Here is a 14,202-nt window from a genome sequence, read left to right as displayed (position 1 = left end):
GGCGGTGGAAAGACGTGCCGCAGCTCGCCTTTTAGCGAGTGCGCTCCAAAGCCAAGTCGGACCGAGCTTGCCGGTCGACAGACTCCTGAAGGCGTACCGGACTAGCAACAAAGGTTTGACGATGACGGTTGGAATGAACTCGGAGTTCGACGTGAACCAGACCATGCAATCGGTCGATGGAACGCCTCCGCGATGGAACCGCAAAGAGGCTGAGGCCATCTACGGCATGCCATTCAACGATCTGCTGTTCCTAGCTCAGACGATCCACCGCCAGAACTTCGATCGAAACCGAGTGCAGCTGTCGCGGCTCCTTAGCATCAAGACCGGCGGCTGCCCCGAAGATTGCGGCTATTGCAGCCAGTCTGCGCATTACGAAACCGGGGTGAAGGCGTCGAAGCTGATGAACGTCAAGCATGTCATCGACGAAGCGGCCAAGGCGCGTGATGGCGGCGCAACGCGCTATTGCATGGGCGCAGCGTGGCGAAGTCCCAAGGAGCGCGACATGGACGTTGTGGTCGCCATGATCGAGGGCGTCAAGGCGCTCGGCATGGAGACCTGCATGACGCTCGGCATGCTCGATCTTGAGCAAGCTGCTCGCCTGAAGCAGGCCGGTCTCGACTACTATAACCACAACATCGATACCTCTGAGCGCTACTATGGCGAGGTTATTTCAACCAGGACTTTTGCCGACCGGCTGGAAACGCTTGGGCACGTGCGCGCGGTTGGGATGAAAGTCTGCTGCGGCGGCATCGTCGGGATGGGGGAAGAAAAGACCGATCGCATCGACATGCTGGTCACGCTCGCGAACCTGCCCGAGCCGCCGGAAAGCGTGCCGATCAACATGCTTATTCCCATCGAAGGCACGCCGCTTGCCGCGGCCGACGCCATCGATCCGATCGATTTCGTCCGCATCGTTGCGCTCGCGCGGGTGATGATGCCGAAATCCTGTGTAAGGCTGTCCGCCGGCAGGACGGCGATGAGCGACGAAACGCAGGCGTTGTGCTTCTTTGCCGGCGCTAACTCGATCTTTGTCGGCGACACGCTGCTGACGGCGGACAATCCCGGCGAGGACAAGGATAGCCTTCTGTTCCAGCGTCTCGGCATCGAGCCGATGGAACTCGCCACGCAATGAACGAGGCAATTCTTGCCCGCTATGACGCATCCTTGCGCGGACTGGCGCGCAAGGACCGGTTGCGGACGCTCGCACCGCGCGCCGGTCTCGACTTCTCGTCGAACGACTATCTCGGACTTGCCGCCTCCAAAAGACTTGGCGAAGCGGTTGCGGCGGCGATTGCGCGGGGCACGCCGGTTGGCGCCACCGGGTCGCGGCTGTTGCGCGGCAACGCACCGGAACATGAGCAACTGGAGGCGGACGCCGCGGCATTCTTCGGCGCCGACCGTGCGCTGTTCTTTGGCAGCGGCTACATCGCCAACTTCGCCCTGTTGACCGCGCTGCCGCAGAAAGGCGACCTGCTGGTCCTCGACGAACTCGCCCATGCCAGCATGCATGAGGGCGCGCAGGCCGGGCGCGCCGAGTTCAAGCTGGCCGCGCACAACGACGTCGACGCTGTCGAGGACGCAATCACCCGCTGGCGCGCCGAAGGCGGCACGGGGCGCGTGTGGATCGCCGTCGAAAGCCTTTACAGCATGGATGGCGACCGCGCGCCGATGGAGAGCCTGGTCGCGATGGCCGATCGGCACCAGGCATTCATCGTCGTCGATGAAGCGCATGCCACCGGCATCTGGGGACCGGACGGCCGGGGACTGGCCGCCGCGTGCCAAGGCCGCGACAACATCGTCACGCTCCACTCATGCGGCAAGGCGCTCGGCGCATCCGGTGCACTCGTCACCGGGCCGAGGACACTGTGCGATTATCTCGTCAACCGGTGCCGGCCGTTCATCTACGCCACCGCGCCCTCGCCGCTGATGGCGGTCGCGGCGCGCGAAGCGCTGACTATTCTGTCCGACGAGCCCATGCGCCGCGCTCAGCTGCAGGAACGCGTTGCCTGCGCCGGCCGCCAATTGGCCGAGCGCTGCGGCGTCGTACCCAGCGGCTCGCAGATCCAGCCATTTGTCATCGGCGACGTTGGGCGCACCATGGCGGTGGCGGCGGCCCTGCAGGCACGCGGCTTCGACATACGCGGCATACGTCCGCCGACGGTGCCCGAGGGCACATCGCGCCTGCGCATTTCGCTGACGCTCAACGTCGACGAGACCGACATTTCCGCCATGGTCGAGGCTCTCGTTGAGGTGTTGGCCACAGCATGACCAAACGCATCGTCGTCACCGGAACAGACACCGGAATTGGCAAGACAGTATTTTCGGCCGGACTTGCCGGGCTGCTCGACGGCTTCTACTGGAAGCCGGTGCAATCGGGCCTCGACGAGGAGACTGACAGCGAGGTCGTCGCCCGGCTTTCCGGCTTGCCCGACGGACGCGTGCTGCCCGAAGTCTATCGACTGACGATGCCGCTGTCGCCGCATCGATCAGCCGAAATCGACGGCGTCGCGATCGAGGCCGACGATCTTTCATTTCCGGTCCTGCCGACACCGCTCGTCATCGAAGGCGCCGGCGGGCTGATGGTGCCGCTCAATCGACAGACAAGGTTCATTGACATATTCGAACAATGGCGGCTGCCGGTAATACTGTGCGCCCGCACCGCGCTCGGCACCATCAATCATACGCTGTTGTCGATCGAGGCCCTGAGAGCCCGCTCCATCCCGCTCATCGGCATTGCCTTCATGGGCGAAGAGGTGGCCGATACGCAAAGGACAATCGTGGAATTCGGCGGCGTGCCGCAGCTCGGCAGGCTGCCGCACCTCGGTCCGCTGACGGGTGAAACGTTGAGAGATGCAATGATTTCCGGCTTCGACCTGGCCATGATTGCCGGAGGCGACTGATGGCGCAGTCTCGAGTCTGGCATCCGTTCACGCAGCACGCGCTAGAGCCCTCGATCCCTGAAATCGTGCTGACTGAAGGCGCCTATCTCCACAAGGCCGACGGCTCCCGCATCCTGGATGCGATTTCTTCCTGGTGGGTCGTCACTCATGGCCACCGCCACCCCCGCATCATGAAGGCCATCGAGACGACCGCGTCGAACCTCGACCAGATCATCTTCGCGGGCTTTACCCACGAGCCGGCCGAGCGCCTGGCCGAGGCGCTTGTCGGCCTCGCACCCGCCGGCCTTGACCGGGTGTTCTATTCCGACAGTGGCTCGACCTCAATCGAAGTCGCGCTGAAGATGGCGCTCGGCTATTTCCGCAACATCGGCGCGCCGCGTTCGCGCATCGTCGTCATGGAGCACAGCTATCATGGTGACACGATCGGGGCGATGAGCGTCGGCGCCCGTGGCGTGTTCAACGCCGCCTACGAGCCCTTGCTGTTCGAGGTCGACACCATCCCCTTCCCGGCCGCCGGGCGCGAGCAGGAAACGCTGGATCGGTTCGAGGCACTCTCCCGCGACCGGCGCGCCGCCGCGCTGATCGTCGAGCCGCTCGTGCTCGGCGCCGGCGGCATGCTCATGTATCCGGCCTGGGTTCTGACCGAATTGAAGAGGATCACTGAGGCCGCCGGCACGCTGCTGATCGCCGATGAAGTGATGACCGGCTGGGGGCGCACCGGAACCATGTTCGCCTGCGAACAGGCGTCCGTCTCGCCGGACATCCTGTGCACCTCGAAAGGTCTGACCGGTGGTACCATCCCGCTGGCCGCCACGATCGCCACCGATGCCATCTTCCAGGCTCACTATTCCGAGGATCGCAAGAAGACGTTTTTCCATTCGAGCTCCTACACCGCCAATCCGATTGCATGCGCGGCGGCACTTGCCAATGTCGAGATCTGGCACGACGAGCCGGTGGCCGATCGGATCGCGGCCTTGAGCGAGCGACAGGCCGCCGGGCTTCGACGCTTTCGCGACAACCCTCGCTTCACCGATTGCCGGACAACCGGCACCATCGCGGCACTCGACCTACGCACCGGCTCAGCCGGTTATCTGGCCGAGATCGGGCCAAAACTGCGCGCTTTTTTTCTTGAGCGCGGCCTGCTCGTGCGCCCGCTCGGCAATGTCCTGTACCTTCTGCCGCCCTATTGCATTACCGGCAACGAGTTGGATGGGCTCTATGACGCCATCGAGGAGGCCGGCGAACGCTTCGGCTCAAAGCCATGAGCCGATCATCGCGCATTCTCGGGCTTGGCCATCATGCGCCCGCGCGCAAGGTGGAGAATCCGGAAATCGAAGATCGTCTCGGGCTTGAACCCGGCTGGATCGAGCGGCGCACCGGGATACGGTCGCGCTTCTGGGCAGCGGACGAAGACACGCTGTCGGCCCTTGCCGCGCACGCCGGCGACATGGCGCTGACCAATGCCGGTATCGACCGCGGCGACATCGGCCTGCTGTTGCTCGCTACCTCCACACCCGATCATCTTCTGCCGCCAAGCGCGCCCCTGGTCGCACATCGGCTGGGACTAGGTCGCGCCGGCGCGATCGACCTGACCGGCGCTTGCGCCGGCTTCATCTATGCGCTGATGTTCGCCGACGGGTTCACTCGCCTGCATGGCAAAGCGAGCCTTGTCATTGCCGCCAACATCCTCAGCCGCCGCATCAATCCGGCCGAGCGCGCCAGCGCCGTGCTGTTTGCCGATGCCGCCGGCGCGGTGGTGATCGGTCCGTGCGATGACCCGGATCGAGGCATTCTCGGTGCTTCGGTGGATTCGGACGGCTCGCGTTACGGGCTGATCCAGATTCCTGCCGGTGGAAGCAACAATCCGTTCCATGGCGGCCTCGACCTCGAGCAGACCCGGATGACGATCACCGATGGCCGCGAAGTGTTCGCCAAGGCCGTGGAGATGATGACCGCCTGCTCGAGAGATGCGCTCACTGCTGCCCGACTGAGGCCGCAAGACCTCGATCGTTTCGTGCCGCATCAGGCCAATGCTCGCATTTTCGACGCGGTCGGCAGGAACCTCGGCATCACAGATCACTCGATGGTCAAGACGATCGCCGAATATGGCAACTCTTCCGCCGCGACGATCCCGCTCTCGTTGTCGCTCGCCCATCGGGCGCAGCCGTTTCGGCCTGGCGAGAAAGTCCTCTTGGCGGCAGCGGGTGCGGGTCTCAGCGGCGGCGCGCTTGTCGTGGGAATTTAGCAAAGCAACGCTTGCGCATAGGACTGCTCATGAATGAGACTATGAGAATGGCTCAATACGCAAATAGTCGCCGGCAAGCTCCATAGAGCTGGGTTCCGTGCGGTGCTCCGCGATGTCTAAGTATCGACCCACTTGCTCAAATCGCAGCGCTCATCGAAGGCCAGCAAAACCTCATGCAGAGCGAAAATCCTCAACCGCCCGTTTCAAAGACGCTCGCCCCATTTCGAAACAAGGTGTTTCGCTCAATTTGGACGGCCACCCAGATTTCCAGCCTCGGTTGGCTAGTGCAAACGGTCGCCATCAGTTGGCTTATGGCAACGATTTCAGCGTCCGACCTTATGGTGGCTCTCGTCCAGGCCGCATCCACACTGCCGGTGTTCTTCCTCTCAGTTTTCGCCGGAGCCATTGCCGACAACTTCAGCCGCCGGTGGGTGATGTTTGCGGGACACTGCCTGATAGCATCGGCGTCGATGACGCTGATGATTTCTGTGGGTCTGGGATTTGTCAGTCCTTGGCTGATTCTCGGGTTAGGTTTCCTGGCCGGCTGCGGCTTTGCCTTGAATGATCCGGCCTGGCACGCTTCGGTCGGCGATATCCTTCACAAACGCGACATTCCGGCCGCAGTGACGCTTATGTCCGTCGGATACAACATTGTGCGCAGCGTTGGTCCGGCCTTAGGGGGCGTGATCCTGGCCGTCTTTGGGCCGCTGGCCGCTTTCGCCTTGGCTGCGGTGAGTGATCTGGCGCCTATAAGCGCGATATGGCGCACCAAATGGGAGGTCCGCTCTTCGCCTCTCCCTCGTGAGAGAATGACGACGGCAATTCATGACGGAGTGCGCTTTACGGCGATGTCTTTGGAGATCAGGGCAGCGACCGCCCGAGCAGCTCTTTTCGGATTGGCAAGCATCTCCATTCTGGCGTTGCTCCCTCTCGTCGTCCGGGATCAGTTGAAGAGTGGGCCAATTGTCTACGGTATCTTATTGGCCGGCTTCGGCATGGGTGCTTTCATCGCGGGCATGGGCAACGGCTTCTTGAGGAAGGTCACGTCTCAAAACAGGCTGGTGGCCTTCGCCTCTGTGGCTTGTGCAGTCTGTTGCCTCTCCCTTGCCCTGACATCGTCGGTTCCTGTGGCGGCCATTTCGCTGGCGCTCGGCGGAGCGGGTTGGCTTATCACCTGGACGGGCATTGACGTGTCGGTGCAGTTGGCAAGCCCAAGGTGGGTTGTAGGCCGCACGCTCTCCATTTACTACGCCTTGAGCGCAGGCGGTATGGCTGCTGGCAGCTGGATCTGGGGTTCTGTCGCGCAAAACTATTCCTTGACCTCAGCATTGGAGGGCGCCGCGGGCGCTCTGTTGCTGGTTGCAGCAGCGGGGATCGTGTTGCCGGTCCGTCCCTGGGAAGAAACGGATCAAGAAAGTTCAGTTTTTCATCCGCCGGACGTGGCTCTCGATCTGAAACCCAGAAGTGGCCCTATCGTGGCCAAGGTCGAGTATTTGATATCGGAGGAAAATATCGAGGCCTTTCTGGGCTACATGCGCACGCGGCGACACGTCCAGAGCCGTGCCGGTGCACGAAACTGGACGCTCCAGCGAAATCTGCAAACACCGTCACTTTGGACGGAGACATTCCGCACCCCCACCTGGATGGACTTTCTCCGCCTAAATCATCGACTCACCGCAGCAGATAAGGAAGTCGGCCAGCATCTCCTGTCACTGCATGAAGGAGAGGTGCCTCCGCAGACAGTGCTTTCGATTGAACGAACGACCGAGGCAATTCGTACCCGTACCTCGACAATCTTTTCTCGTCCTCCAAGATGACGCCATCAAGCTGCTATCCAGGGACAGGGTGGATCACCGGTGCTTTGCAGAGCACAGCCTCACGCCGAGAGCAGCGTGCTCCGAGTTGTGCGATCGAGCGCACCCAGGCGAGATGATGATGAACGCGGCGTCAAGTGGAGTCCCCTGCATGCGCTTGCGGAGTCTTCTGCGAGAGCCCATGCCGACGAGCGCCAAACAAGGTCTGATGCCTTCGGAGTCGTGGCCTCAACTCATCGATTCGCGAGAAAAGCATCGAATGCAGCAGCAACGGCGCGAACAACAAAGCGGTGCTCCGGCCGCACGCGGATGAAGCCGTTTTCGACGTCCACGATCCCCTCCTCAGCCAGCGTCACCAAACGCTCAACTGAATCGAGAAAACGAGCTGGTTCGATTTCGTGGGCGGCACAGATGGTCGGCACGTCGGCCTCCAAATCGCACATCAGTCGCTCGATGATTGCTGCGCGCACCCGGTCATCGTCGGTCAGCCGGTGGCCCTTTGATGTCGCCAGACGTCCACTTGCGATGTGCCGGGCGTAAGAATCCCGTGTTACTTCGTTCTGAACGTACCCCTCGCCGACTCGGCCAATAGCCGACGCGCCGAAGCCGATCACGGTTTTGCAAGTATCGGCCGAGTATCCCAGCGAATTACGCCGCAGGCGCCCGGTCTTCTGCGCTAGCGCGAGTTCGTCGTCCGGCAGAGCGAAATGATCGAGCCCGATCTCCCGGTAGCCGGCGCCAACCAGTGTCTCGGCGACAGCTGCAGCCTGTTCGGCGCGAACATCGCCGTCCGGTAGACCTGCCTGCTCGATTAGGCGCTGATTCTTTATCACGGAAGGAATATGCGCGTAGCCGAACACCGCAAACCGGTTGGGGCGCATGGCGACCGCAGCCATCGCGGTCTGGATGCAGGACTGCACAGTCTGTTTCGGGAGACCGAAGATGAGATCGAAGTTGATATGGCCAACGCCATGCCGGCGGAGATTTTCGACGGCAGCGGCCGTCTGCACCTTACTCTGGATCCGATTGATCGCCTTTTGCACATCGGGATCAAAGCTCTGCACGCCGATGCTCGCGCGGTTGACACCGGTAGCTGCCAAGGGTTCGGCCATTTCCGGTGTGAACGTTCGGGGATCGATCTCCACGGCGATCGCAGCAGTTTTGCTGAAAGCGAAGTGGCGGCGTAGAAATTCCATCAGCGCCAAGTGCTCGGCTGGCCCGATAAGGTGAGGCGTTCCGCCGCCGAAATGCACATCGCTCACCGGCAGCCCTTGCCGAACTTGCTCCGACACCAAACTGATCTCCTGACGCAGCACGCCAAATAATTAAGGATCGGGCCGTTGCGACGGGTGACGGCGGTAGGGAAGCCGCAATACCAGCACATGGATCGGCAAAACGGAATGTGGAAATAGAGCGACACCGATTCGTCGGCCGGGAGGCCCCCCAGCCATTCCTCATAATCGTCAGCACCAACCGCCGCAGAGAAGTCTGGCACAGTCGGATAGATGGTATACCAAGGCGGCCGGGGGTCCCGGTACTTTGTCAGGATTGAGGTGTGCAAGGAGCTGTCGTCCCACGTCGCTGATCCATCATTCTTTCGTTGCGCGCTCGTCCTGTCTCTGACCTAAGTCAGTGCGTCCCGCTTTCTCCGCGTTTTCAAGGCGGAGGCGGCGATGTCGCAGTCTCGCTTGGACAGGACGGTATCAACCGAGCGCGCGTGCCATGGTCCGCCTGAGGTGATGGTGCGGTGCCGCATTCAACGTTTGAGTACGTGACGCCGATGCAGTGTGCTTGAGGCGTCTGCGGAAGAACTTTGCAATGCGAAATTCATGTCCGACGCCAAACGTCGCAACGCACCTGTCAAGCCTCGGTCAGACGCCATCCAGGTCCAGCCAGCGGCCTTCCCTGCCGGCCGAAAAACCATACCGGCTTTAGCCACCGAGACGCTCTAAAGCTGACGTCCGCTCATTTGATGAAAGGAAGGCGCCGCTAGGGGGTGCACAAGGCTCCCCAGCTTGACGTCGCTTCGAGCGATGAGCGGCGGTGTGGCTTGTCGTCAAGCGCCGGGCAGCGTGCCCCCTACCGATATCCCGAAAAGATCGACCAAGATCGCCATCCCGACGCCACACGCGGTCTGGATGAGGCCGACCATGAAAATGCGATTGGCGCGTTCGTAGATGGGGCGGCGCAAGGAACTCATGTCGAGCAGCATGGACAGCGCTCTCATCTGCAGTGCGATGCCGAGCAGGATCGGCACTACGGCGAACAGATCGTAGAGTTGCCATGGCAAGGGGTTCGCCGCCCAATGAGTGAGGAAGCCGAGCGAAAAGGCAAGCAGGATACCCACGGCAGTGATTGTGCCGTTGCGGAAAATGGTCTCGATCAGTTCTTCCTTCGGATCGTGCTCGTCCAAGCGGCTTCCTTTCGTTGCTCTTTCCGTCGAGACTAAGTTCTCGAGAATGCTGTTCATCGCCAATTACTCGAGGCGAGCCCTAGGCAACCGTTTCAGGGTGCGATCCCTTCTCGCTATCGGCCGCGCAATGTACCTGCACGGCGAACTTACAGCGGCGAAAAGGTGCTTCGGCCACCATGCGACACATCGGACGTGGACGCCCTCTGTTCCTGGCGCAGCCCTTGCGGACCGCACGCGCGCAGTAATCCTTCTCGGTAGCGCATGAAGCGGCCTCCGTTGCGGTCAGACGGGAAGCCGTCGCTGTTAAACGAGACTGTCACATATCGAACATGGCGAACCGTGTCGCACATTGCTTTTCGCAGTGACCCTCAAAAAAAGTGATTCCAGCGAGACGAAGGCGCGTCGGCCCAATTTTGGTGTCGGCCGCATCTACGCTTCAGGTTGGCATGTCGCTTGCTGCTCTATTCCGAGGCTGCAGCGGTCTGACCGGAGTGTTTCACATATAAACGATAATGAATCTCCTAGCAGAAAACACTATTCTAAGTACATGTGGCTTTTACGCTGGATAACCTCCCATGTCAAGCGCTTTTACGTCCACAAATTGGAGACAACACGCACAAAATTTAGAGTAAAGCTTGCTCTTACGCCTCTATCCTTTTTATTCCTTCATGGAGATCTAGACATGTACATCAAGATTCGTCTTCTCGGCTTAACTGCTCTGATCGCCGCCTCCGTCGTTCGAGCAGCTGGCGCCGAGCGGGAACCGGCCGAGTACATCAAGATCTGCGACGTCCTCGGCTCGGGGTATTTCTATATTCCCAACACCGAGACCTGCCTGCGCATCGGCGGCTATGTCCGTTATGATATCGGCCTGGGTGATGTCCGATCGTATGACAGCGCAAGAACCTCGGATGTGAGAACTGGCGAGGACCAAGGCACTTGGCGAAACAACACACGCTTCACGTTCAAAACTTGGAGCGGCCAGCAGACCGAGCTCGGCGCGTTGACGACCTATACCGAAACCCACGTGAATTTTGGCAATAGCGCTAACTCGCGTGACAGTCCTCAGAACTATGGTTTCAACAGCGGCCTCGCACTGGCTTCTGCCTGGGTCGAGCTGGGGGGCCTGCGAGTTGGCAAGGACGGGTCGGCCTTCGATACGTTTGTAAGCTACGCTGGCAACGTTCTCGATAGTATGCTCGTTCGGTCGGCCGGCTTCGACACCAACGTGGCTCAGTACTACTTCGACGCCGGCAACGGCATTTCGACCGTGATTTCGCTCGAACAAGGATCGGGCTCAGCCGGTACTATCGACAGCTATATTCCGCACGTTGTCGCCGGCTTGAAATACACGCAAGGCTGGGGCTCGATCACCGGCGTCGCGGCTTATGACAGCAACTACGAAGCTTTGGCCGGCAAGATCCGTGTCGACGTCGCTGTCACAAACCAGCTGTCGCTGTTTGGACTGTTCGGCTACGGTTCCAATGGCAGTCTCAACGAGGACTCAAACGGCGCAATCGCCAATCATGTGCGCGGCTCGTACAAAATCTGGAACGGCCAGTGGGCTTTCTGGGCGGGCGCCACCTACGAGTTTGACGAGAAAACTTCGTTCAACTTTCAGGTCTCGAGTGATCAGCTCAAGAATTCTGGTTTGGCTGCAAACGTCGTCTATATGGTCGTTCCTGGCTTCACGGTCACAGCCGAGGTCGATTACGACCGCTACGGCAACTTTGGCGTCGGCCCTGCCGACCCTACCACCGTCAAGGGCACGAGCAAGCCGAACAGCGTCGGCGGCATTCTCCGCTTCCAACGCTCATTTTGAAATCTCTCCAGCCGCGAGCATCTCTGGCAAAGGCACTTGCCTCGACAACGCACGCATAGAGAGCTTCTTTCGCCATCCTTGAAGTCTGCATCGACCGTCCACGGCCCATCGTACCAACTTGAGACTGAAAGGGGTGAGCCCTGTGTAATACAGCCTAGCCCTTGACCTGCCCAATGAACCGGCCAGGGGTGGTCAGTTCAAATTCGGGGCCGTTTAGAGGGCAGTGTGAGGCCGTGTCAGGTAAGTGCCACTGCTATGTCGGGACCGCGACACGCCTGTCGCTGTGGATGGCTGGAATTGCCCTTCGCGGCGCCATTCATTCTCTCAACATTTACGTGATAATGCACGCTTAGTCCGATCCGCGTGGCAGCACCCATCCTAGGTCGCTATCGGGTGGCCTTAAACCTGAACAGCTCCATCGTCGCGGCTGCTGCCGAAGCAGGAGCAATCACAGGGACCCGCACTGGTGCTTGTCAGCCGTCTGACCCGCTACTTCGTCTTAGGAAGAGCATTGTCTTTGCCAAAAGCCGGCCAGTATTTCGAGATTGCCAGTGTGGCGCCGGCTGAAGAGAAATGACCATAGTCGAAATACATAAACTCTCCTCTGTCGGAATAGGGGCAGCGTCCTGCGCTGCACAGGAATTTCAGCGGATCGATGAATGTGGCGCCTTTGGTAAATGAGCGCACACGTTCGTTGATGCCGGGGTCCATCGCCATCGGCCAGGACGTATCGTCCAGATTTTGGCGCTTGGCGAAGAACGCAATTTTCCGGACGTCAGTTGGGAACTGCGGAGACTGGCCGATGACAAACACGCGCACGCCCAGGGCACGAAGCGTATCGATTGTTTGCTGAAGACCGTCGAAGCCTCTGACCTCATAGTCACTCCATTTACCGCTGAGGATAACCGTCTTGATGTCCGCTTCCAAGATGATGGCCAAGGCCTTGCGATTGAACCGGACACAATCAAGACGAGCGTAAGAGTAGTAAGAGAGTATCGGCGGGCAGCCGGCGTACGTATATTCCACGATGTTCGCCTGCAACCGATTTATGTTAGCACCCAGGCCGGAAACATAGTGCGCGGCGAAGGAGTCGCCCCACAAAAAAACCGTTGTTGGAAAACCGCGAGTGCGCGTGCAATCCTCCATATTCCAGCTTTCGATCCGGCTGGTGCCCTCGTTGAAACAGATGCCATTCCTCCAGTCCCCGACGGAAATGCGCCGCTGGACATAGTCCGGAAACCGTTGCGGAAAGCCGTTGCCGAGCGCCCCCGCCGCTCCGCCGGCACAAAGAACAACGATCGCGAGCGCTGAAAAGGCAAAGATAGGCCCCGGGGCGGTGAAGGCCCTCTTCTGTCGAAACGGCTGCTCTACAAACTTCCAGGAGAATGCAGCCAATGCGAGGCTTGCTACCAACATCGCACCGGTCATCAAAGGATCGAGTTTTTGGAACGAAAGATAATGCGCGAACGCATTGAGCGGCCAGTGAACAAGATACAAAGAATACGAGATGAGCCCAATCCAGACCAGCGGCCGGACTTCGAGCATGCGGCTGGCGACCGTCGAGGGGGAATTTTGGCCAACATAGATCAGAAGGGCCGTTCCGATGCATGGATACAAGGCGTTGTAGCCTGGGAACGGGTCGCTCTCCGAAAGCGCGAAGAACCCGATGGCGAGAAGGCCAAATCCGGCCAACCCCACCGACTCCATCAGGAATCTGTTGCCCAACGGCGGGGGGCGTTTGAGCATGAGCAGGGCGCCCAACATGAGTTCCCAGATTCGGGTCGGCAGCAGATAGAATCCGGCGGTGGGCGCCAGCGATGTCGCCATCACCGCCATTACGAAGCTGCAGAGAATTATCGGAAGAAGTGTCGTCAGCCAGCGCTTCCCGATGTAGCGATAGATTAGGAACATCAGGATTGGGGCGAAGATGTAGTACTGCTCCTCTACGGAAAGCGACCAGGTGTGCAACAGTGGTCGAAGCGCGGCATCGATCGAGAAGTAACTTGACGTTTTCCAGAAAAAAACGTTCGACCAGAAGGTCGAGGCAGCTATGATGCTAAGACCGAATTCGCGCAGATCCGATGGCAGAAGAATGAACAATGCGGCAATGCAGGTGAGAAGCATCACAAAGACGAGAGCCGGCAGAATGCGCCGGGCACGGCGCCAGTAGAAGTTGACGATCGAAAATTGGCCGCGTTCAAGGTCATCCAAGAGGCTTCCGCTGATAAGGTAGCCGGAGATGACGAAGAAGATATCAACCCCGCTAAAGCCACCCGGGATCGCCGAAATTCCGAAATGAAAGAGTACGACCGGAAGTACAGCAACAGCCCTAAGGCCCGCGATATCGCGCCTATATTGCATCCAGCGGTTCCTTTGATTTTAGATCAGGACGAGATTGGAAGCTTTCAATCTCCGGTAGGAGTGCTGCCAAGATAAGGGCCGGTATCAGCCACCTTTATCCGTCCCGAACGTTCTGTAAGTGGCAACTGGTACAGAAGCACGATCGCCATCGCCGGACTTGACGGCCTGATTGTCGAGCAGATCGCGCGGATCGTTGACCATCACGGCCAGGTTAAATCCTGTCGAACAACCAAGCGGCTGTTTGAAGGATTCTTCATTGGGTAAGGCACCATATGAGGGACAGACCGGCGGACGGGCGTGATAGACAATCGCCTCAATTCGCACTGAGCCGGCGTCGTGTTGATCGAGCAATTGAATGTTGTCTGCTTCGATTGCCAACTGCCTGGCCTGATGGGCTACCCCTGCGCTGAGCTGGGGCGAACCGCTGATGAGGAGGTGGAGGGCATCGAATCGGCCGCGACTGGCCTTGTTTAGGAAATCACGCAAACGCTGCCGTTCGGAAGCGCGCAGGCTTTGCAACGTCAGGAGGGTGGTCTCCTCTCGGACAAGCATTGATGCCGATGGTTCGACATCAACTGGCGTAGTGCTTGTGCAGCCACTTACGCTTGGTGCCAGAGCGACAAAGAGGACTATAAAACGCAACATCA

General features: G+C 59.8%; 10 protein-coding genes and 1 pseudogene. 7 read left to right on the top strand and 4 right to left on the bottom strand.

Features of this window, described 5'->3' with window-relative positions:
• The first annotated feature begins 163 nt into the window (after positions 1-163).
• The 6 genes from bioB (at position 164) to EOA78_RS00650 (ending at position 6,962) form a co-directional block, all read left to right on the top strand.
• Positions 164-1,132 carry a biotin synthase BioB gene (gene bioB, locus EOA78_RS00675; protein ID WP_236370746.1) on the top strand — a complete coding sequence of 323 codons (969 nt, stop codon included), beginning with the start codon at positions 164-166 and terminating at the stop codon, positions 1,130-1,132.
• The gene (locus EOA78_RS00670; protein ID WP_091595817.1) at positions 1,129-2,268 is read left to right on the top strand and encodes an 8-amino-7-oxononanoate synthase; all 1,140 of its coding nucleotides are present in this window, start codon (positions 1,129-1,131) and stop codon (positions 2,266-2,268) included. Before bioB ends, EOA78_RS00670 begins: the two co-directional genes overlap by 4 nt.
• The gene (gene bioD / locus EOA78_RS00665; RefSeq protein ID WP_029354884.1) at positions 2,265-2,900 is read left to right on the top strand and encodes a dethiobiotin synthase; all 636 of its coding nucleotides are present in this window, start codon (positions 2,265-2,267) and stop codon (positions 2,898-2,900) included. The genes EOA78_RS00670 and bioD overlap by 4 nt, the downstream gene beginning before the upstream one ends.
• Positions 2,900-4,165: an adenosylmethionine--8-amino-7-oxononanoate transaminase gene (locus tag EOA78_RS00660; RefSeq protein ID WP_091595819.1), complete on the top strand. Its 1,266-nt coding sequence runs from the start codon at positions 2,900-2,902 to the stop codon at positions 4,163-4,165. Before bioD ends, EOA78_RS00660 begins: the two co-directional genes overlap by 1 nt.
• On the top strand, positions 4,162-5,145 hold the full coding sequence (locus EOA78_RS00655) for a beta-ketoacyl-ACP synthase III (protein ID WP_091595821.1): 984 nt from the start codon (positions 4,162-4,164) through the stop codon (positions 5,143-5,145). The genes EOA78_RS00660 and EOA78_RS00655 overlap by 4 nt, the downstream gene beginning before the upstream one ends.
• A 173-nt stretch (positions 5,146-5,318) precedes the next feature.
• Positions 5,319-6,962, top strand: coding sequence for an MFS transporter (locus EOA78_RS00650; protein ID WP_029354881.1), 1,644 nt, complete (start codon positions 5,319-5,321; stop codon positions 6,960-6,962).
• A 230-nt stretch (positions 6,963-7,192) separates the two neighbouring features.
• On the opposite strand, the pseudogene hemN reads toward EOA78_RS00650, so the two are convergent.
• Together hemN and EOA78_RS00640 are read right to left on the bottom strand one after the other, a co-directional pair.
• Positions 7,193-8,520, bottom strand: a pseudogene (gene hemN / locus EOA78_RS00645) (oxygen-independent coproporphyrinogen III oxidase).
• Between the two features lie 495 nt (positions 8,521-9,015).
• Positions 9,016-9,372 (bottom strand): hypothetical protein, encoded by a 357-nt coding sequence (locus EOA78_RS00640; RefSeq protein WP_091595902.1) that lies wholly within the window; start codon positions 9,370-9,372, stop codon positions 9,016-9,018.
• A gap of 682 nt (positions 9,373-10,054) precedes the next feature.
• On the opposite strand from EOA78_RS00640, the gene EOA78_RS00635 reads away from it, so the two are divergent.
• On the top strand, positions 10,055-11,194 hold the full coding sequence (locus EOA78_RS00635; protein ID WP_091595823.1) for a porin: 1,140 nt from the start codon (positions 10,055-10,057) through the stop codon (positions 11,192-11,194).
• A gap of 489 nt (positions 11,195-11,683) precedes the next feature.
• Here EOA78_RS00635 and EOA78_RS00630 read toward each other — a convergent pair whose 3' ends face one another.
• Both EOA78_RS00630 and EOA78_RS00625 read right to left on the bottom strand, forming a co-directional pair.
• Positions 11,684-13,555, bottom strand: coding sequence for an acyltransferase family protein (locus EOA78_RS00630; RefSeq protein WP_127313441.1), 1,872 nt, complete (start codon positions 13,553-13,555; stop codon positions 11,684-11,686).
• Positions 13,556-13,639: 84 nt separating this feature from the next.
• Positions 13,640-14,200 carry a CpaD family pilus assembly lipoprotein gene (locus tag EOA78_RS00625; protein ID WP_236473720.1) on the bottom strand — a complete coding sequence of 187 codons (561 nt, stop codon included), beginning with the start codon at positions 14,198-14,200 and terminating at the stop codon, positions 13,640-13,642.
• Between the last annotated feature and the right edge of the window lie 2 nt (positions 14,201-14,202).

Source organism: Mesorhizobium sp. M5C.F.Cr.IN.023.01.1.1 (assembly GCF_003997585.1).
Taxonomy (GTDB): Bacteria; Pseudomonadota; Alphaproteobacteria; order Rhizobiales; family Rhizobiaceae; genus Mesorhizobium; species Mesorhizobium wenxiniae.
The sequence above is the reverse complement of the archived record's forward strand: the minus strand, read 5'-3'. Positions and strand labels throughout refer to the sequence as shown.

What these genes read in the sequence shown, in the direction of transcription:
- bioD (WP_029354884.1), top strand. Translation starts at nt 2,265, where the DNA reads ATGACCAAACGCATCGTCGTCACCGGAACAGACACCGGAATTGGCAAG.
- EOA78_RS00635 (WP_091595823.1), top strand. Translation starts at nt 10,055, where the DNA reads ATGTACATCAAGATTCGTCTTCTCGGCTTAACTGCTCTGATCGCCGCC.
- EOA78_RS00660 (WP_091595819.1), top strand. Translation starts at nt 2,900, where the DNA reads ATGGCGCAGTCTCGAGTCTGGCATCCGTTCACGCAGCACGCGCTAGAG.
- EOA78_RS00625 (WP_236473720.1), bottom strand. Translation starts at nt 14,200, where the DNA reads ATGTTGCGTTTTATAGTCCTCTTTGTCGCTCTGGCACCAAGCGTAAGT.
- EOA78_RS00670 (WP_091595817.1), top strand. Translation starts at nt 1,129, where the DNA reads ATGAACGAGGCAATTCTTGCCCGCTATGACGCATCCTTGCGCGGACTG.
- bioB (WP_236370746.1), top strand. Translation starts at nt 164, where the DNA reads ATGCAATCGGTCGATGGAACGCCTCCGCGATGGAACCGCAAAGAGGCT.
- EOA78_RS00630 (WP_127313441.1), bottom strand. Translation starts at nt 13,555, where the DNA reads ATGCAATATAGGCGCGATATCGCGGGCCTTAGGGCTGTTGCTGTACTT.
- EOA78_RS00655 (WP_091595821.1), top strand. Translation starts at nt 4,162, where the DNA reads ATGAGCCGATCATCGCGCATTCTCGGGCTTGGCCATCATGCGCCCGCG.
- EOA78_RS00650 (WP_029354881.1), top strand. Translation starts at nt 5,319, where the DNA reads ATGCAGAGCGAAAATCCTCAACCGCCCGTTTCAAAGACGCTCGCCCCA.